The sequence below is a fragment of the Sulfurimonas autotrophica DSM 16294 genome, assembly GCF_000147355.1.
In the GTDB taxonomy this organism is placed as follows: domain Bacteria; phylum Campylobacterota; class Campylobacteria; order Campylobacterales; family Sulfurimonadaceae; genus Sulfurimonas; species Sulfurimonas autotrophica.
Genome location: NC_014506.1, coordinates 950,541 through 969,412, shown reverse-complemented (window position 1 = coordinate 969,412; position 18,872 = coordinate 950,541). Strand labels below are relative to the sequence as shown.

At 34.0% G+C, this 18,872-nt stretch carries 17 protein-coding genes; 12 read left to right on the top strand and 5 right to left on the bottom strand.

What is annotated here, in order from left to right:
- Window positions 1–5: 5 nt before the first annotated feature.
- On the bottom strand, window positions 6–1,757 hold the full coding sequence (gene dsbD, locus SAUT_RS05030; RefSeq protein WP_013326792.1) for a protein-disulfide reductase DsbD: 1,752 nt from the start codon (window positions 1,755–1,757) through the stop codon (window positions 6–8).
- Window positions 1,758–1,888: 131 nt separating this feature from the next.
- On the opposite strand from dsbD, the gene SAUT_RS05025 reads away from it, so the two are divergent.
- Window positions 1,889–2,110 (top strand): bacterioferritin-associated ferredoxin, encoded by a 222-nt coding sequence (locus SAUT_RS05025; RefSeq protein ID WP_013326791.1) that lies wholly within the window; start codon window positions 1,889–1,891, stop codon window positions 2,108–2,110.
- Between the two features lies 1 nt (window position 2,111).
- Here the strand turns inward: SAUT_RS05025 and SAUT_RS11045 are convergent, their stop codons facing one another.
- The 3 genes from SAUT_RS11045 to SAUT_RS05010 all read right to left on the bottom strand — a co-directional run bounded on the left by SAUT_RS11045 (window position 2,112) and on the right by SAUT_RS05010 (window position 6,044).
- A complete protein-coding gene (locus SAUT_RS11045) occupies window positions 2,112–4,706 on the bottom strand; it encodes an ABC transporter substrate-binding protein (protein WP_013326790.1) in 2,595 nt (864 codons plus the stop codon).
- Window positions 4,703–5,203 carry a nucleoside 2-deoxyribosyltransferase gene (locus SAUT_RS05015; protein WP_013326789.1) on the bottom strand — a complete coding sequence of 167 codons (501 nt, stop codon included), beginning with the start codon at window positions 5,201–5,203 and terminating at the stop codon, window positions 4,703–4,705. Before SAUT_RS05015 ends, SAUT_RS11045 begins: the two co-directional genes overlap by 4 nt.
- Before the next feature lie 64 nt (window positions 5,204–5,267).
- Window positions 5,268–6,044, bottom strand: a complete 777-nt coding sequence (locus SAUT_RS05010) for a DnaJ domain-containing protein (RefSeq protein ID WP_013326788.1) — start codon at window positions 6,042–6,044, stop codon at window positions 5,268–5,270.
- Window positions 6,045–6,181: 137 nt separating this feature from the next.
- Here SAUT_RS05010 and SAUT_RS05005 point away from each other — a divergent pair, with 137 nt between their 5' ends.
- The 11 genes from SAUT_RS05005 to SAUT_RS04955 all read left to right on the top strand — a co-directional run bounded on the left by SAUT_RS05005 (window position 6,182) and on the right by SAUT_RS04955 (window position 18,019).
- Window positions 6,182–6,544 carry a response regulator gene (locus tag SAUT_RS05005; protein WP_013326787.1) on the top strand — a complete coding sequence of 121 codons (363 nt, stop codon included), beginning with the start codon at window positions 6,182–6,184 and terminating at the stop codon, window positions 6,542–6,544.
- A 9-nt stretch (window positions 6,545–6,553) separates the two neighbouring features.
- Window positions 6,554–6,817, top strand: coding sequence for an STAS domain-containing protein (locus SAUT_RS05000; protein WP_013326786.1), 264 nt, complete (start codon window positions 6,554–6,556; stop codon window positions 6,815–6,817).
- A complete protein-coding gene (locus SAUT_RS04995; RefSeq protein WP_013326785.1) occupies window positions 6,814–8,898 on the top strand; it encodes a chemotaxis protein CheA in 2,085 nt (694 codons plus the stop codon). The genes SAUT_RS05000 and SAUT_RS04995 overlap by 4 nt, the downstream gene beginning before the upstream one ends.
- A 14-nt stretch (window positions 8,899–8,912) precedes the next feature.
- A complete protein-coding gene (locus SAUT_RS11040) occupies window positions 8,913–9,767 on the top strand; it encodes a PAS domain-containing protein (RefSeq protein WP_013326784.1) in 855 nt (284 codons plus the stop codon).
- An 11-nt stretch (window positions 9,768–9,778) separates the two neighbouring features.
- Window positions 9,779–11,767 carry a methyl-accepting chemotaxis protein gene (locus SAUT_RS11035; RefSeq protein WP_013326783.1) on the top strand — a complete coding sequence of 663 codons (1,989 nt, stop codon included), beginning with the start codon at window positions 9,779–9,781 and terminating at the stop codon, window positions 11,765–11,767.
- Between the two features lie 9 nt (window positions 11,768–11,776).
- Window positions 11,777–12,277 (top strand): chemotaxis protein CheW, encoded by a 501-nt coding sequence (locus SAUT_RS04980; RefSeq protein WP_013326782.1) that lies wholly within the window; start codon window positions 11,777–11,779, stop codon window positions 12,275–12,277.
- 11 nt (window positions 12,278–12,288) lie between these two features.
- The gene (locus tag SAUT_RS04975) at window positions 12,289–13,227 is read left to right on the top strand and encodes a chemotaxis protein CheV (RefSeq protein ID WP_013326781.1); all 939 of its coding nucleotides are present in this window, start codon (window positions 12,289–12,291) and stop codon (window positions 13,225–13,227) included.
- A gap of 1 nt (window position 13,228) precedes the next feature.
- Window positions 13,229–14,035: a CheR family methyltransferase gene (locus SAUT_RS04970; RefSeq protein ID WP_013326780.1), complete on the top strand. Its 807-nt coding sequence runs from the start codon at window positions 13,229–13,231 to the stop codon at window positions 14,033–14,035.
- Window positions 14,035–14,943, top strand: coding sequence for a hypothetical protein (locus SAUT_RS04965; RefSeq protein ID WP_148218506.1), 909 nt, complete (start codon window positions 14,035–14,037; stop codon window positions 14,941–14,943). The genes SAUT_RS04970 and SAUT_RS04965 overlap by 1 nt, the downstream gene beginning before the upstream one ends.
- Window positions 14,943–16,007: a protein-glutamate methylesterase/protein-glutamine glutaminase gene (locus SAUT_RS04960; RefSeq protein ID WP_013326778.1), complete on the top strand. Its 1,065-nt coding sequence runs from the start codon at window positions 14,943–14,945 to the stop codon at window positions 16,005–16,007. Before SAUT_RS04965 ends, SAUT_RS04960 begins: the two co-directional genes overlap by 1 nt.
- Window positions 16,008–16,087: 80 nt before the next feature.
- Window positions 16,088–18,019, top strand: coding sequence for a thioredoxin domain-containing protein (locus tag SAUT_RS04955; RefSeq protein WP_013326777.1), 1,932 nt, complete (start codon window positions 16,088–16,090; stop codon window positions 18,017–18,019).
- Here the strand turns inward: SAUT_RS04955 and SAUT_RS04950 are convergent.
- On the bottom strand, window positions 17,991–18,863 hold the full coding sequence (locus tag SAUT_RS04950) for a CHAD domain-containing protein (protein ID WP_013326776.1): 873 nt from the start codon (window positions 18,861–18,863) through the stop codon (window positions 17,991–17,993). The two genes, SAUT_RS04955 and SAUT_RS04950, sit on opposite strands and share 29 nt — an antisense overlap.
- Window positions 18,864–18,872: the final 9 nt, after the last annotated feature.

Here is an 18,872-nt window from a genome sequence, read left to right as displayed (position 1 = left end):
CTTACCTATAAAGCATTAAGATGAGCCAAAAATTCTTGTGGCTCTATAAAACCTACAATTGTTTTTGATTTCTTTACATGTAAGTCTTTGTCAAAGAATAAAATAACAGGAGGACCAAAAACACCATATGCTTTGCTGAGAGCTTTTTCTTTTGCTCCGTTCGCTGTAACATCTGCACGAATCAACACAAATTCACTTAATTTTTCTCTTATGTTAGGGTCTGCAAAAGTCACCTCTTCGAGTTCCTTACATGCAGTACACCAATCTGCCGCAAAGTCAAGCATGATTTTTTTGCCTTTGTTTTTTTGTAAGAGGGCATTGAGCTCTTCCAGTGATGTTACTTTTGTAAATGTTAACTTTTTCTCATTTGCAGAAAATACTGTGCCGGCTGCTTGTGATTTTAAAAATCCCAGCGGTTGTTTTATACTTGGTGCACCTGCTAACACACTTATAAAAAGTGCTAAAGAGTAGATAAATAACATTAAAGATACAGTACGTTTAAAACTATGCCCTTCTTTATCAAACGCTCCAAAGTGCACACTAAATCCAAGTCCAACGATTGCATACATCAAGATAGTAATCGATGAAGGCAGTACTTTTTCAAGCATCCAAATAGCCACACCCAACATTAATGCGCCGAATATCTCATTAACCATAACCATCCATGGACCAGGTTTAGGCATAAATTTACCGGCACTCACACCTACTAAAATAAGTAAAATCCCCATACCTATACTCATACTAAACAAAGCCGCACCGCCAAGCAATGCATCGCCTGTTTGTCCGATGTATACTAAAGCACCGGCAAGAGGAGCGGCGACACATGGACCAACAATAAGTGCTGATAAAAATCCCATAATGGCTACACCCGCAAAACCGTTACGATTTGAGTTTGAGCTTACTTTTGTCACAAGTGCATCAGGAAGTTTCAATTCATAAAAACCAAACATACTAGCAGCAAGGGCAACAAAGACACCTGCAAAGGAATAAACGACCCAAGGCGTTTGTAATGCGGCTTGCAAATTAGATCCAAACAACCCTGCTAAAACACCCGCGATTGTATAGGCAATAGCCATTGCAAGTACATAAACTAAAGATAAGGCAAAAGCTTTTCTGGTTGTCAGTCCTTCTCCTTGAGAAATAATTACACCGGAGATTATAGGAATCATAGGAAAAACACATGGTGTCAAAGACAATAAAACCCCAAATCCAAAAAAAGTTGCTAAAACAACTAAAAAGCTGCTTGATTTTATCGTGTCAGCAATAGAATCTGTTTCTGATTTTACATTTTTTTCTGCAGTTTTTTCTACGCTTTTCGCGGTATTTGCAGAGAATTTGGAAGTGTCAATTTTTAAATTAAAAATTTTACTGCTCGGCTCATAGCATAGACCCTGTTCAGAACAGCCTTGATAAGAAATCTTCAACTTTACATCTTGCAGACCGCTTACTGAAGCATCTTTTTGAAGAGTAACAATAAAATTCGGTGATTTTAAATATACATTATCTCCACTATGCTTTGTTGTTGCAGGTTTTTGAATATTTTCAATCGACAATCCCTTGGCATCAACTAACTCAATCTTTAATTTATCTTCATACAGATATATATCTTTGGCTATTGTAACACCTGCTTCTATCTGTATTTCATCATTTACTTTTGCATAAGGTTTAAAAGCTTGATCGGGCATTAAAAAATCAGCTGCGTTCAGAAGCCCTAAACCCAAGGCAAATGCAAAAAATATTTTTAGTAAAAATTTCATATTTCCATCCTTCAAAAAAAGAATATAACATTTTTGTGTGTATTCTTTGTGCAATTGTATCTCATAAATGTAAAATTTGTATTAATTAAAATATATTATAATTGTGCAAAAAGAAAACGAGGTTTTAAATAATGATAGACTTAGATACTGAAATTTGTGTATGTAATTCATTGACTCTAAAAGATATAGCCCAATGTATAAAAGAAAATAATTTTACAACACTCCAAGAGCTTTTAGAAAACGACGTATGTCCTATGGGTGACAAATGTGAATCGTGTAAAGATGAAGGCTTTAACAATGATGGACTTAACCTTCCGATGGTTTTAGCAATGGTGAGAAACAAACAAGTATAAATTATTTTTTTTGTATATCTTTTGGTATAACTAGAGTAAAAGTCGTACCGAATATTGAACTTTTGACACTGATACTCCCGCCAAACTGCTTTTCTATAATCATTTTCGACATATACAGACCAAGTCCTGTTCCGTTTTTTCCTTTTGTAGAAAAATATGGTTCAAACAACTTAGGCAAGTGTTCATCACTGATTCCTCCGGCTCTATCTGTTATATTTATTTGTACATTTAAACCACTTTTTTTACATATAATTGTTATGATTTTATCATCCATATTTCTATTTTCATACACATCAACAGCATTATTTAAAATATTGAGTAAAACCTGTATAAGTTCATTTATATAAACATGTACATGTATAGATGAGTCACACTCTATTTTGAGTTCTATTTTATTTGATTTAAGTCTTGGTAAAATAAATTTCACCGCTTTATTAAGCAATGATTCAAGTGCTATATCTTCAGGGGTTTTGTTAGGGTGAAAATAAGTTTTAAAATCATCAATCGTATCTGAGAGATATACAATAGAGTTGCTGATATCTTCTAATGTCTGCATCACCTCTTCTTTTAAAATCTCTTGTCCCATCATGTATTTTAACTGCAAATTTGACACCTGAAGAGTAATTGTATTTAATGGTTGTCTCCACTGATGGGCAATCATACTTATCATTTCACCCATAACGGCCTGCTTGGATTGAGAAGTTAAAATTTCATCTTTTTTTATGAGTTCTTGCGCTTTTTTTTGTACTTTATGCTCTAAAAGTTCGTTTGCTTCTTGTAGTTCTTTTGTTTTTTGCGCAACTCTTTTTTCGAGTGCTTTGTTAAAGTACTTTAATTTTCTTTGATAATAGATCATAATAAGAAAGATAACACTAACAACGCCTAAAACAGCCCATAAAAGAATATAATCCACTCGCTCATGATACCGTGTTAATCTCCAGCTGTTTTGAATTGATTCTATCTTTTGTTTTGGAATATTATCAAGAGCTTTTTGTATAATGGAGTATAAAACAGGTTCATCTTTTTGTACACCGATACTCCCATGTAAAAGTTTATCTTTTGCCAAGAAGCCATTAATTTTCAACTTCCCGTAACCATACTTATCAATAAAATAATCCGCCTGTTCATCTATAGATGCAATAGAATACGCTTTGCCATCAAGAATTTTTTGTACCATGATATTTTTGTTATCTTCTACTTCAATATTTAAATATGGATACAAATAGTTCAAATAATTTTTAAATGATTCTTTTTGTACCAATAACAATTTTCCTTTTAACAACATAGGATTGTCAATAAAAGATCGGTCAAGTCTGCTTAATAGCGTAAAATTAGTTGCACTAAAAGATTTTGTCGGTTTTATGGTACTAAAATGCACATTGTCCGTTGCCACTACAGAGAGAAGTTTACATCTTTTTTCTTGTAAGTGTTCATACAAACCTTTTTCTGATTGTGATTCTAAAGGAATAAATTTCAAGCCTGTTTCATTTGAAATCAATTTAAACACATCAGCCATAATACCTATGTGTTTTCCGTCTTTAAAGCCGTCAATCGGAAAGAAATCATAATTTATGCACATAGGTATTTTCTGATGAGTTTCTATATACTTTTGTTCAGTTTCTGTCAAATCAAGTTTGTTTATTCTAGGTTTTAAAATAAAATCATCTAAACTTTTCCCCTCTCCAATATGAAAATTACTTTTAAAAAGCTGTATCTGTTTATTTAAAAAATTTCTGTCTATGGAGCCTATATCATATATAAAAGGCAGTATCAGTTTATTGATAGCCTCTGCTTCATACTCCAACGTGTCCATATCAAGTTGCGGCGCATATTTTTTTTTGATTATTTGTGCGATCTCTTTTCTGTGCGAAAGTGCATATTCCCAACCTTTTATGGAGGCTTCCTTAAATGCATAAACCTGTTGTGGATGATTTTTCAGTTCATCAGCGGAGGTAAATAGCTCCTCTTGAAGAACAAATAAATTATCATTTGATGGATTTAAAATATTATATTTTATACCAAGTTTATCGAGTTTGTAGGGTTGGTCGGAAACAAAGGCAGTCATAGCATCCACTTCACCTTTTGCAAACTCATCAACTCTATATGTCTGATTAACCATTTTAATATCATTTATATTCACACCGTAGCCATCTAAATAAGGTTTAAAATTTAGTGCAAAATCATCAACAAGAGAGGACATAACTGTTTTTCCGACTAAGTCCTTAGGTGAGTGAATGTATGGCTGTGTAATTAAAACAAGAGCCGAACGTTTAAAAAATGATGCCAAAAGGACAATAGGCTTTCCTTTTAAATACTCCAATAAAATAGATGAATTGTAAATTCCAAAATCAGCTCGATGAGAAAGGACTTCATCAACAACATTCATACCGGTTTGATACTCTTTGAGTTGGACATCCAAACCGGCATCACGATAAAAACCTTTCTCTTTTGCAGCAATAAAACCTGCGAATTCAAATTGGTATTTCCAATGCAGTTGCAAAGAAACTTTTTGTAAGTTATTAGAAGAATGCCCGGTTTGAGCGTTTAAAAAAGAAGAAAAAGATAAAAAAAGCAATATAAAAATAAAAGATTTCATTCTTTGCCTTTGAGGAATTTTAAAACAGTTTCAAAGTCACCTTCTAAAATTTTAGTAGAACAAGAGAGCATTAAATTAAGTGGATAATCAAAATCTTCTATAAGTCTTTTTTTATCATCACAAAAATACCCCTCTTTAGCAAATTTTTCATCTTCATTGAAGCTGTCTAGATAGTTACATGTATGGCTCAAATACCCATACACTTCTTTTTTTAACCCGTAAGCAAATCCGCATTCAAAAACAGTACCACTATCCGGCTCTTTTCCTCGAAACGGATTTAAATTAGCAATGACAATATCAGCTTTTTGTATCATTGCAATGTTTGCATCAAATATATCTTGCGCTGTTTTATGTTTACTTTGTGAAAAATCGACAACATTATCAAGAGGATACAGACCCTCATAGCCATACTTTTTACACATTTTCACTAATTTTTTTCCAATCTCTATGGAATTTTGTTCAAAAACATCAGGACCGGCTATATAGATTTTTTTCATGCACTGCTCTGTTAAATAAATTAGATACTATTGTATCATGTTTTTATATAATTAGTGTAAAATGTTATCCCACCTGTTTTAAAAGCATCTCATACGCTTCTAAAATATTTTGAAATTTTTGTGTATATAAGGCCACATTTTTATCATCTTTTGTATTGGCTTTATCAGGATGATATTTTTTTGCCAGTTTTTTATAACGTTTTTTCAGCATCTCCGCATCATCATTTGGCAATGTACCCAAAATAGTATGTGCTTTTTGTAAAGGAGTCATATGTAGTTTTTCCTTTTTACTAGGAACATACACAAATTCATTCATTTGCTTTGTATTAAATATATGTTTATGATTCATGAAAATAATGTCAGAAGAATCTAAAAGTTTTTTCACAAGCGCTTTTTCTTTTGGCGAGCTAACATATAAAGAACAATGTGTTTGAGTTACATGTAACGAAGTCGTAAAGTATGTTTGTAGTACATTTATAATACTACTGTTATATGGTTCAATCTTTAGTGCTATCTTTTGAGCATCAATTATATTCCAAATGATTTTATAGATAATATCGTGGGCCAATAAGATTTTTATAGCTTTATGCTGCCTGTTTAGAAGTGTATCTTTTAATTCAAAAAAATCATTATGAGTCTTCTTTGCATACAGCGCATAAAGCCATTTGAGTAAAAAAATACGATAATGACGGTTCTGATGTGATGCAGGTATATGTAACACCCTTTTGTTTATTATCACATCGCTAAAATGCTGATGTATAAAATACTGTATATAATCTATTTTGATCGACATAGAATTTATTTTTATAATAGTTTCGTGTACGCCGAGTAAAATCTGCATTAATAAACCTTTTGTAAGACAAAGCAAAAAACATACCAAATATCACACTTTTACACTTAGAGTTTACAGCTCAATTAAATTTAAGTTTTAAACAGTTAGAATATTATAAAATAATTTTATAATACAGGGAAACTCAAATGGGTAAGATATTAATAGTAGATGATTCAAGTCTGATTCGTGCTGTTGCTTCTTCGGCAGCAGTTGAAGCAGGACATGAACCGATAGTTGCTGAAAACGGTCAAGAGGGGTTGGATAAATTAGCTCAAGATAAATTTGATTTAATATTTAGTGATGTAAACATGCCTGTTATGGGCGGGTTGGAAATGGTTGAAAACATTAAAGCAAATGATGCATATAAATATATACCGATTGTTATGCTTACTACAGAATCAAACCCGGACTTAAAAACAAAAGGTCAGGCACTAGGCGTCAAAGCATGGATGCTTAAGCCATTTAATAAAAAGAAATTTTTTATGGCAGTAAAAAAACTAATTGCGTGAGTATAATTTATGAAATTTAATAACAACGAATTAAATATTTACGAAGTTGAATCACTTCACAAATCTTTACTTGAAGAATTTGCAAAGGGTGACTTGCTTTTAGATATGCAAAATGTAAACAGAGTAGATATGAGTGTTATTCAACTCTTTATATCTGCTCAAAAAACTGCCGGGGAGAGTTCAAAAAAATTCGCACTTCAAAATGTCAATGAAGAACTGGCACAAATCATCAAAAATTCTGCATGTGACTTTTTATTGGAGGAGACTGGATGAATGAAGAATTAGAACTATTTTGTGAAGATGCAGATGAGCAGCTTACCTTTATGGAAAATGCTCTAATCACGATGCAAGAAGATGGAGTCGATGAAGAAAGCATAGGTGCCCTTTTTCGTGCTATGCACACCATAAAAGGTACGGCAGGAATGTTTGGTTTCGATGCCATAGTAGGTTTTGCTCATGTGGCTGAAAGCCTTTTAAGTGAAGTCAGAGATGCTAAAGTTATGCTTACACCGGATATGATAGATATATTTCTCAAAGCAAAAGACCATACGCAGCATTTAATTGATTTGGCAATAGCACAAGAAGAGATAGATGAATTTACACAAGTTACAAATGATGAACTCTTAAAAATGCTCGAAGCATTTATGCCAAACCAACAAACAAAACCTGCTATAGAGGCACAACCTACAACTGAAATACAAGAAGAACAAACAAGTGAAGAAGAAATATTATGGCATGTTTCTTTTCGATTAAAACCAAACTTTTTTGCAACAGGTATGGATATTGTCAATATTTTAAGTTTCTTTCATGAACTTGGAGAGATAAAAAAAATATTTCCAATTACCTCAAATATCCCGAATCTGCAGGAGATAAACCCTACCCAAGCCTACATGGGTTATGAAATTCTTTTTCTGACTGATGTAGAGTATGAAGATATTGAAGAGATATTTGAATTTGTTTTAGATGATATTGAGCTCTCTATATTCAAAGCCAGCAATAAAGATGCATTAAAAAAATTAATTCAAGAATCCAAAGACAAGGCAAGCCTTAAAGATGAACTCATAAAACATGGCTTTTATGATGCTTCACTCCTTGAAGAGCCTCCGTCAGAAGAGGCTACACAAGAAGTACAGCCAGAAGCAGAACAAAAACAGGCCGCGCCTCAAGCAAAAAAAACGCCGCAAAAAGAACAGAACAAAAGCTTTTCTCTGCGTGTGGATTCATCAAAAATAGACCAACTCATCAACCAGATTTCTGAAATGGTTATTGCAAATGCAAAAGTGACACAAAGAGCAGATATTTTAGATGACAATGAACTGAGTGAATCGGCAACTATTCTTACCGATATGCTTGAAGAGATACGAACAGGAGTTATGAATATTCGTATGGTTCAAGTCGGTGACAGTTTTAACAAATTTAAGAGAATTGTTCATGATGTTGCTAAAAAAGTGAACAAGGAAATTGACTTTGAAATTATTGGAGGTGAAACAGAACTTGATAAAATGGTTGTTGAAAAAATTTCTGATCCGCTGATGCATATGCTAAGAAACTCTATTGATCATGGCATAGAAATGCCTGAAGAAAGAGAAAAGCTCGGTAAAGAGAGAAGCGGAAAAGTAACACTTACAACTTACCCGGATGCAGGTACTATAGTAATTGAAATAAGAGATGACGGAAAGGGTCTTCCAAAAGACAAAATCTTACAAAAGGCAATAAAAAACGGTCTCGTGCCTGAAAATAATAATCTCAGCGATAAAGAGATATATAATCTGATATTTGTGGCAGGTCTCTCCACTGCTGAAGAAGTTTCTGACATATCAGGACGCGGTGTCGGCATGGATGTTGTTAAAAGAAATATAGAAAGCCTCAGAGGAACAGTCGAAATTGATTCCAAAGAGGGAGAAGGCAGTCTCTTTACTATCAGGCTCCCTCTAACGCTTGCCATCATAGATGGGTTTTTAGTCCAAAGCGGTGATACAAAATATATTATACCGCTAGAGATGATACAAGAGTGTATAGAGTTAGACACCAACTACAAAAATCAAATGAACGGTAATGAATTTATAAACCTCAGAGATTCAATGCTTCCATTGCTTGATATAAGGAAATATTTTTCTGAGGCTGCATCACACAGTGAAAGAGAAAATGTTGTAGTGGTACGTTATGGTGATTACAAAATAGGAATGATGGTAGATGAACTTTTTGGTGAATTCCAAACTGTTATCAAACCTTTAGGTGAAGTGTTTAGTAATGTTCCGGGAATTAGTGGCGGAACTATATTAGGAAGTGGTGAAATAGCCCTTATATTTGATATTCCAAAACTAATGGAACACAAAATTAGAGAAATCAACTAAAAAGGAGGAAGTAAATGTTAGAAAAAGAAAAGATATTGGATGATGAAGATTTCCTAGTAAGCACAACAGATAAAAAAGGGGTTATTACGTATACGAATTTTGGTTTTGCAAACATGGCAGAATATCCGATAGAAGAGCTCTACGGAAAGCCTCATAACATTGTTCGGCATCCGGGTATGCCCAAAGCGGTATTTAAACTAATGTGGCAAAAACTCTTAAACAAAGAACCGGTTGTAGCATATGTTAAAAATCTTACAAGCAATAAGGAGAGTTTTTACTGGGTTAAGGCGTTTATATTTCCTGTAGTCAAAAACAATGAAATTGCTTATATTACTTCCTATCGAACAAAACCTTCACGTTTTGCAGTCGACCAAATAGAAAAAGTATACAGCCAAGTAAGCAACTACGAACAAGGGCACAGTATAGATGAGTCATTACAGTTTTTAAATTCTTTTTTAGAAGAGCGCAACTTAACATACGAATCATTTATAAATCGTTTAAATACACAAAAGCAAATTTTAAATTCCACTTTACTCAATATGAATCTTTCTAAATATAAAGCAGACCATATTGCGTTTAAAAGCAATATAGAATCACAGGTAAAAAGAGGGGTGCAAAACATCGAAGTTACTGAGAGTTGTTGCTGTGCGTTTGGAAAAACTTTAGAAAGTTATAAAAATGAACCATTTGCAAAAGACAGGCTTTTTTCAACACTTAAAAAACTCCACGACGGCGTACATAGTAATCTCAAAACGTACACTACTACGGAAGCTTCTCAGCGCCCTCAATTGGAAAGTGATATTAGTAGGGACACACAGGAACTTTTCGAGGCTCTCAATGGGCTTGTAGACAACTTTGTAGAACAATAAAGGAAAATATAATGGCAACTGAAAAAACAAAAACAAAAAACAAAAAAAAGGGAAATGCTATGGCAAAAATTTCTAATACAGATATGGAACTACTTACAAGCACATTAGAACAACTTTCAAAAGGTGATTTTAATGTCGACTTGAATTTAGAAGGTAAACATACATCAGTTTTATCAAAATATATCAATGACATTGCAAATAATCTTACACAGCTTCAAGACAGCAGTTTAGATGTGGCTGATGCTGTCAAAAATGGCACACTGGATCAGCGTATTGATCTTCGCAAATTAGAAGGTGGATACGCCGAAATAGCAAACAGTTTTAACAGCACCTTAGACATCATTAACGGAGCCAATCGTGATATACAAACTGCACTTAACGGACTTGCCAAAGGTGATTTCAGTGTACAAGTAGCTAGTAATTACAGTGGTGATTACGCGCAAATGAAAAATGCTGTAAATGATTTAGCCAACTCTCTAGAAAGTCTTATAAGCGACAGTAATATTGTGAATGAAGTTGTAAGCCGCGGAGAATTAAATATAACATTAGACACAACAAAACATCAAGGTGATTTTGCAACCATTATAGAAGGTATGAATACTTTCCTAAAAATTGTTAATGATGCATTTGCCGACACTATTTACGGTCTGAATGCCTTGCAAAACGGTCAGTTTGATGCAAGAATCACAACAGAGTATCAAGGTGACTTTGATGTAGTCAAGCAGGCAGCAAATGATACGGCTGCAAAACTCCAAGAACTTCTTACAAACTATGAAGAAGGTTATTCCGAGATAGAAAAAGGGAATGTAAAAGCAAGAGTTACTACTGAAGGTATGTCCGGGGATTACTTAAAACTTACGGCAGTCGTTAATGATACATTAGAAGTAGTAGACAAAGCATTTGCCGACACTATTTACGGTCTGAATGCTTTGCAAAACGGAAATCTTTCTGAACGTATTACAACAGAATACCAAGGTGATTTTGATGCAGTTAAACAAGCAGCAAATACAACTGCCACGGTTTTACAAGAGCTTTTTAATGAAGCTGGTGATGTGTTAGAAGGCATGGCAAACGGAGACATGACTGTTCGAATTGAAAAAGAGTTTGTCGGTGATTATACCCTTATAAAAACTGCAACAAATTCTATGGCAGAAAAACTTCAAACTATCGTAAGCCGTGTCAACAGCGGTGTAACAGAAATAAGTGCAGCATCAACACAGGTCAGTGCATCTTCTCAGTCTCTTTCTCAAGGGGCAACGGAGCAGGCTTCTTCACTTGAAGAGACAAGTGCAGCCTTAGAAGAGATGAGCGGAAGTGTCGCCGAGAGTGCCAAAAATGCCCAAAAAACAAATGATTTGGCGAATGAGGCTTCTTCAATGTCTATTGAAGGCGGGGAAGCTGTGAGTAAAACTGTTTCAGCAATGCAAACCATCAGTGAAAAAATCGGAATTATTGAAGATATCGTGTATCAAACAAATCTGCTTGCACTCAACGCTGCCATCGAAGCGGCACGTGCGGGTGAACACGGAAAAGGATTCGCAGTTGTTGCGGCAGAAGTAAGAAAACTTGCAAAACGTTCACAAATTGCGGCACAAGAAATCAGTTCTATTACAACAGACAGTGTAAAAATCAGCGAACGTGCGGGCGAGCTAATAAGCAGTGTCGTTCCAAAAATCGAAGAGACTGCAACGCTTATAAAAGACATAGCAAATTCGGCAAAGGAACAAGACATTGGCCTTGGACAAATCAGTACAGCTATGAGTCAGCTTGATCAGGTTACACAGACTAATGCAGCTTCAGCACAAGAGATGGCAAGTGCGAGTGAAGAGCTTAACTCTCAAGCAAGCTCGTTAGCGCAAATGATGAGCTTTTTTACAGTAAATGAAGGCGATATGTTTTCAAAACCTGTGCCTCTAGCACACTCGCCACATAACACATCCGCTCCTCAAGTTGCTTCACCTTCAAACGGTTTAGATTTGCGTGATTTTGACCGTTACTAGGAGACTTATATGAGGACTCTAGATGATGATTTAAATGCTGATACTGATAATACACAAGATCAATACCTGCTTTTTGTTGCAGGCGGTGAGCTTTACGCTATGGAAGCACTAAAAGCGCAAGAAATTGTGGAGTATATAAGTGTAACAAAAGTACCAATGATGAACTCATTTATCAAAGGGGTTACAAATATACGGGGTAATATTGTTGCAGTTGTTGATCTTGTAGATAGATTTGAATTATCAAAAACAAAAGTAAGTGACAAAACATCTATAGTTGTTATTAACTATAAAAAAAATGATGTAACCACACAAATAGGCATAATGATAGATGAAGTTTATGAAGTTGATACGATTGAAAAATCAAATATCAAAAATGCGCCTGAATTTGGTGCAAAAATAGACTCCAAATATATATTGAACATGGGTAAATATGAAAATAAATATATACCTATACTCAATATGGACACTATCTTAAATGTAGATGAACTCTCGACATTGTCGAGTGAATAAAAGAGATGCCCATGGAAGATTATAAAGAAAATATTGAAAACAGTGTTGAAGATGATGATGAACTAGATCTGGTTGCTCTGGTTAGCTCAAATGCAAACGATACAAGTCAGTATCTTGTGTTTAAAGGCAGTGATAATCAATACTATGCAAAAAATGTATCTAAAATTGAAGAACTTTTAGTTTATAAAGATATAGATATAGCTAGAACACATGATGCAAACCTCATCATAGGTACTGCTGATATACGCGGAAATATGACGACTATTATTAATTTTGACAAATGGTTTGGAAATGAGGTTTTACCTGATGAAGAGTATGAACTTATTATTGTAGCCCATTATGGCGGGCATAGACTAGGTATAGTTGTGAAAAGCGTAGAGTATATTGTCAACATTCCTGCAGACACTATGACTGACAACTCTCAAAATGATGAAAAAACCTCTTTTATAACCAAGGTACAAATAGGACAAAAAAAAGAGATGTGTATTATTTTTGACAGTGATAAAATGCTTCTTGACACTTTTGAAACTATAGACACCAAGGCTGCTGAAGAAACAAACAGACTGCACAAACTCCAAAATGACAAATTAGTCATTTTTGCCGATGACAGTCGTTTTATACGTAAAATGGCCCAGAGCCTCTTTATCAAAATGGGCTTAAAATATAAAATGTATGAAAATGGTCAGCTTTTACTTGATGATTTGCCAAATATTGCACCTGAAGATATAGGCCTTTTTATAACCGACTTGGAAATGCCTGTTCTTGGCGGTAAAGAAGTCATAGACTATATTAGAAGTCATAAAGAGTACAATAATATAAATCTTATTATACATACAAATATGTCTAATGACAATATGGGTGACAATTTAAAGCAAAACGGTGCTCAACAGATTATAGGAAAGGTAAATATGCTTGCATTAAGTGAAGCTATTGAAAAGCTGATGGTATAAAATGGCAATTATCTTAAATGATAATGAATTTAAAACAATACAAAAGTTAATTTTTAAAGAAGTTGGCATTGACTTGCAGTCTTCAAAAAAAATGCTTGTGCAAAGCCGGCTTTTAAAAAGATTACTTTTTTATAAGCTTAATTCTTATCTCGATTATATTCGTCTGATACAAATTAACGAACAAGAGCGTATTGAGATGATTAACCTCATCACAACAAATGAGACCTATTTTTTTCGGGAAATAGAGCATTTTGAGTATTTGCAAAGAGTCATTATTCCAAATCATCCTTTTAAAAAGAAATTTCGTTTTTGGAGCGCGGCTGCATCTGTCGGTGCAGAAGCTTACTCCGTTGCGATGCTTTTAGATAAAACTATGGCAAAAAGTGATTGGGAAATAGTAGGTACAGACATCAATACAAAAGTCATAAAAAAGGCAAGAGTAGGTTTGTACCCTGAAAAATGGGTAGATAAAATACCTACTGAACTAAAAAAAGAGTATTGTCTCAAAGGCAGAGGCAGCCATGAAGGACAGTTTTTAATTGACAGAAAACTCGTTGAAAACATTGACTTTAGAGTCGGGAACCTTCTGAAACACAATGGTGACGTTGGAGAGTTTGATGTTATATTTTTAAGAAATGTCCTTATTTATTTTGATGATGCAACAAAACAGCTTGTTGTAGACAATGTACTTAAAAATTTAAAAATAGGCGGATATTTTGTAATATCATTAACAGAAAACTTAAACATGGTAGATACTTCACCCCTTGAAAATATCACATCTTCTATCTATAAAAAAATAAGGAAATAATGATGCATAAAGATTACAGTGCATATATACAATTTTTAGCCGCTGATTACAATATTTTATATATTGGCAAAGAGAATGAAAACTTAATTGATAAAATATCAAGTTATTTTAAAACATTATCAAAAATAACCATGAATGAAAATATGCTAAACAAAATAGCTACCACACTGAGTAAACGCGATATTAATGTAGTTGTTATTGATGCAAAAGAGAATGAAACACTTGCAAATCAATTTTTTCAACGTATTCATGAATATGACAGTGATATTATAACTATATTGCTATTTGATTCAAAACAGTATGAAAAGCTGTCTGAAACTATCTATTTTGTTGATGCTGTCATCTTTTATCCTATAATTGAGCAGTTATTTTACAAAAAGCTTTTTAGTGTTTTAAGCACACCATACGCCATTAAATCAATAGGAAGACGAGAGATTGCTATAAAACAAGATGTTGTCAAAGAGAACTCCATAGATAAGTTTTTTGACACATATGAGGGAAGCTCCCTCTTTATAGCAGATGATCTAACAGATATAGTTATGCGGCTTAATGCAGGAGAACTTTCACAGGAACTTTTTAGTCAAATAGCAGAGAAACTCGATGATGTTGCAAATATTTTTTCTAAATCATCACAAACAATATCTATTACACCTATTTATCAGGAATTAGCATCATATTTAAGAAATATAAAGATTCAAGAGATTAAACCTGAACATTTAAAAGCTTTTGATTATCTCTCAGAAATTTTAAGTGATGTGAGTGTATATTTGCTCGATATGTTTGTTGACAGAATTTTTAAAGATGTCTATATATTTGAACACTCTTTAGAAAATAATATTATTTTTATGAAAAGTCAGTTAGAAGGAAAAGAAGATGATGAAGACAACAGCGAATTGGAATTTTTTTAATGATTAAAGTATTTATAATAGATGATTCAGCACTAGTAAGAAACGAGTTAAAAAAGATTTTTGCCTCTGCTCAAGATATTGAAGTAATCGGCAGTGCACCAAACCCTGTTGATGCTTTTGATATCTTTAAAAAAGTCGGGCTGCCTGATGTTTTTATACTCGATATAGAAATGCCAAAAATGGATGGACTTACATTTTTAGAACAAATTTCAGAACAAAAACCAATACCGACCATTATCTGCTCCACTCTCGTAACACAGGGAAGCAGTTCTGCTATTGATGCTTTAAGAATGGGCGCTGTTGACATTGTACTCAAACCTACCTCTGAGATAAATTCGTTTTTTAAAGATAAACAAAATGACTTTATATCAAAAGTAAGAATTGCAACACACTCGCATGTAAAAATACTTCATAATATTCAAAGACGCAGTTCAAGCAAAGTGCTCAATGAAAAGCAGGTCTCAAGTAGTGTTAAAGCTGCAAGTTCTCTTCCCGCATCGAAAAAAATCATAGCTATAGGAGCATCAACAGGCGGTGTTCAAACACTAGAAGAGATATTTATGATGCTAGAGCCAAATCATCCGCCTATTGTAGTGACACAGCATATGCCTGCAGGCTTTACTGCTTCATTTGCACAAAGACTCAATGAGGTACTGCCCTCTTCTGTGGTCAAAGAAGCCCAAGAAGGTGACACGCTTATGCATGGTAGAATTTTAATAGCACCGGGACATTTACATATGGAAGTCGTTAAAAGCGGGTTTATGTACAAAATTGCTTTAAAAAACTACCCAAAGGTAAATTCTCATAAACCCAGTGTCAACGTTTTGTTTCGCTCTATGGCAAAAGAGGTCGGCATATTTGGAGTTGGCATTATACTCACAGGAATGGGAGATGATGGAGCGACAGGTCTTTTAAAGATGAAAAATGCAGGAGCGGCCACTTATGCTCAGGATGAGCGAAGTTGTATAGTCTATGGTATGCCAAAACAGGCAGTAGATATCGGCGCTGTCATAAGTTCTTTGACACTTGGCGAAATAGCAAACCTTATTAACACGGTGAGGTAAGTAGATACAAAACATTATTTAAGCAAAGCATCAGCCTTTTTTTCATACCCTATCCTACAAAATAAAAGAGGTTATAGATTATGTCAAACAGATTAGCAAATGAAGATTCCCCATACCTGCAGCAGCACAAGGACAATCCGGTAGACTGGTGGCCGTGGTGTGATGAAGCTTTTGAGCGCGCAGAAACTGAAAATAAAGCAATTTTTATAAGTATTGGCTACAGCTCTTGTCACTGGTGCCATGTTATGGAAGAAAAAGTTTTTGAAGACAAAGAGTGTGCCCAAATTTTAAATGAGAGTTTCATTTGTATAAAAGTTGACCGTGAAGAACGCCCCGATATTGACAAATATTATCAGGAAGTGCATATGCTGCTCAACCGCCGTGCAGGCGGATGGCCGACGAGTATTTTTTGTACACCGCAAAACAAACCGTTTTTTGCCGGAACCTACATTCCTCCCGAATCCAATGCCGGCAGTATTGAAGGCATGGGCTTTAAAGAACTTACTCGTTTGATTGCTACAAAAATCAAAGAAATGGATCCAAAACTGTTTGAAAATGCAGATGAAATAGAAGGATTTTTAAATCATAAAGATCATCCAAAAGAGGCAACTGTTTTAAAAGAGGATTTTTATAAAAATCTTCTACTGCAGGCAAAAAACAATTATGATACAAGAAACGGCGGTTTTTCAGACAAACCAAAGTTTCCGCACTCTTCAACACTTACTGCTTTAATGGTTATTGACAGACTCTATAATGATGCCAGTGCAAAGGCCATGACAACAAATACACTTGAGCATATGATCAAAGGCGGTATATACGACCTTGTTGACGGCGGTTTTTGCAGATACTCCGTAGATGAAAAATGGCTCGTACCCCATTTTGAAAAAATGCTCTATGACAATGCTCTGCTCTGCGGCGTATATACTGAGGCTTATTTGACATATGAAGATGAAAAGTATCTTCATACGGCCAAAGAAGTGGCAGATTTTTGGTATAACTTTATGAGCGAAGATGACCTATTTTACAGTGCCAGCGATGCAGACAGTGATGGGAAAGAAGGAACTTACTTTGTTTACACCTATGATGAAGTTTACACCGTACTTACCCAAAACGGCTATGAAAATGCAAAAGAAATGTGCCAAGAGATGAGTGTCACTCATCACGGAAACTTTGAAGGTAAAAATATTATTCGCTTTGAAGATGAAATTCCTGAGTGGTTCAATGATATTAAACCACTTTTACAAAAAATAAGACAAAAAAGAAGTTATCCGTTTATAGACAAAAAAGTGCAAACATCATGGTCTGGTATGATGATAAATTCTTTGTTCAAACTTGGAGCCATCGATAGAAAATACAAAGAAAAGGCTATAAAAACTCTTAATAAACTGCTTGACACTCTGTTTATAGACGGTAAGCTGTATCACACGACTCTAATTCATAAAAAACCAAAAGTAGAAGCATTTTTGGAAGATTATGCATTCCTTTCTCAAGCACTGCTGAGTGCCTTTAAATATACACAAAATGAGGTCTATCTCATACATGCACAAAGATTTGTAAATAAGGCACTGGAAGAGTTCTATGACAAAGGCGTATGGAACTTCAGCAGCGGTGAATTTGCCGTAAAAGCTGAAATAACTGACACAACATATACAAGTTCGGTCAGTATTATGATAAATGCTTTAATAACTTTGGGAACGCTTCTTGAAGATGAGAAATACAGACATTTTGCTTTTAAAACAATGGAATATAACTCTTATGAACTGGGGCGCAGACCGATTTACTACCCTTACATGCTTACGCAGGCACTCAGATATGTCAAGGGAGACAGAATTATAAAAACAAATGAGCAAAATATTAATAACTATGCTTATGCACTTGCAAAAATAAAATATCCGTTTGTAGAATTCAAAAAAAGTGAAGATGATGACTTTATGATATGCGGAGACAAAAGCTGTTTTGCCAATACACAGGATTTACATCAAATTAACAAACTGATTGAACAATCTTTGTAAATAGTTTCCACTTTAGAAAAAAAGCTTCTTTGAGCTTTTCTTTCTTATATGTGTTGACTAATTCAACCTTTTTTATGTATGCATAAAGTTTTTTATCTTGCTGAAAATGTAAAAAAATTTTGTGCAGCTTTTTTGTTATATAAATATCATGCAGTTGTCCTAAAATATCTTGAAGCTCTTTTAGTATTTTTTTTAAATTATCTAATCTATTTTGAAAATACGGAGTAAATAACTCAGTTGCATACCTTAATTTTTTCAATTTTATTCGTAATTTATGTGCTTGTTCATCTTCCAATACAGGACCTATAGCAGAACCGTACAAGCATATATCATTTTGATAACTTTTTAAAAAATTTGCAGCAAAAGGAATTATATTTTCTTCAAGTACAGACAACTGTTTTTTAGTAAGCTTTTTTCTCCATTGTTTTGTTTTTATCCATTTTTTCAATTCTTTTTTAAATTTTTTATATTTTTTTGATTCTAAATACTTTTTGATTTTTCTGTACTCTTTTTCTCTGCATTTTAAAGCAATATTATAAAGCAACAACTCAGTAGAAGTTAATGCATCTTTATTTAAATATGTCTCTATATATACATCAATATCGCGAGCTTTGTCATAACAAGAAGCGACTGTTGAAATATTGGCATAAATATTTTTTGTTATTTTTTTTGGTATTACCGATTGAAAAGTAAAGAACACAGAACGCATCCTTCTCAGGGACACACGCATTTGATGCAGAGCATCTGTATCTTTTGATGCAAGCACTGCTTTTTCATATTTTTTTACTTTTTTTAAATCAATTTCTAAAAACTCTCTAAATGTAGCTTCAATTGTTGCGTGCATATTTTCATA

What these genes read in the sequence shown, in the direction of transcription:
- SAUT_RS04980 (WP_013326782.1), top strand. Translation starts at nt 11,777, where the DNA reads ATGAGGACTCTAGATGATGATTTAAATGCTGATACTGATAATACACAA.
- SAUT_RS04950 (WP_013326776.1), bottom strand. Translation starts at nt 18,863, where the DNA reads ATGCACGCAACAATTGAAGCTACATTTAGAGAGTTTTTAGAAATTGAT.
- dsbD (WP_013326792.1), bottom strand. Translation starts at nt 1,757, where the DNA reads ATGAAATTTTTACTAAAAATATTTTTTGCATTTGCCTTGGGTTTAGGG.
- SAUT_RS04970 (WP_013326780.1), top strand. Translation starts at nt 13,229, where the DNA reads ATGGCAATTATCTTAAATGATAATGAATTTAAAACAATACAAAAGTTA.
- SAUT_RS05025 (WP_013326791.1), top strand. Translation starts at nt 1,889, where the DNA reads ATGATAGACTTAGATACTGAAATTTGTGTATGTAATTCATTGACTCTA.
- SAUT_RS05010 (WP_013326788.1), bottom strand. Translation starts at nt 6,044, where the DNA reads ATGCAGATTTTACTCGGCGTACACGAAACTATTATAAAAATAAATTCT.
- SAUT_RS05005 (WP_013326787.1), top strand. Translation starts at nt 6,182, where the DNA reads ATGGGTAAGATATTAATAGTAGATGATTCAAGTCTGATTCGTGCTGTT.
- SAUT_RS04955 (WP_013326777.1), top strand. Translation starts at nt 16,088, where the DNA reads ATGTCAAACAGATTAGCAAATGAAGATTCCCCATACCTGCAGCAGCAC.
- SAUT_RS05015 (WP_013326789.1), bottom strand. Translation starts at nt 5,203, where the DNA reads ATGAAAAAAATCTATATAGCCGGTCCTGATGTTTTTGAACAAAATTCC.
- SAUT_RS04995 (WP_013326785.1), top strand. Translation starts at nt 6,814, where the DNA reads ATGAATGAAGAATTAGAACTATTTTGTGAAGATGCAGATGAGCAGCTT.
- SAUT_RS11040 (WP_013326784.1), top strand. Translation starts at nt 8,913, where the DNA reads ATGTTAGAAAAAGAAAAGATATTGGATGATGAAGATTTCCTAGTAAGC.
- SAUT_RS11035 (WP_013326783.1), top strand. Translation starts at nt 9,779, where the DNA reads ATGGCAACTGAAAAAACAAAAACAAAAAACAAAAAAAAGGGAAATGCT.
- SAUT_RS05000 (WP_013326786.1), top strand. Translation starts at nt 6,554, where the DNA reads ATGAAATTTAATAACAACGAATTAAATATTTACGAAGTTGAATCACTT.
- SAUT_RS04975 (WP_013326781.1), top strand. Translation starts at nt 12,289, where the DNA reads ATGGAAGATTATAAAGAAAATATTGAAAACAGTGTTGAAGATGATGAT.
- SAUT_RS04965 (WP_148218506.1), top strand. Translation starts at nt 14,035, where the DNA reads ATGATGCATAAAGATTACAGTGCATATATACAATTTTTAGCCGCTGAT.
- SAUT_RS11045 (WP_013326790.1), bottom strand. Translation starts at nt 4,706, where the DNA reads ATGAAATCTTTTATTTTTATATTGCTTTTTTTATCTTTTTCTTCTTTT.
- SAUT_RS04960 (WP_013326778.1), top strand. Translation starts at nt 14,943, where the DNA reads ATGATTAAAGTATTTATAATAGATGATTCAGCACTAGTAAGAAACGAG.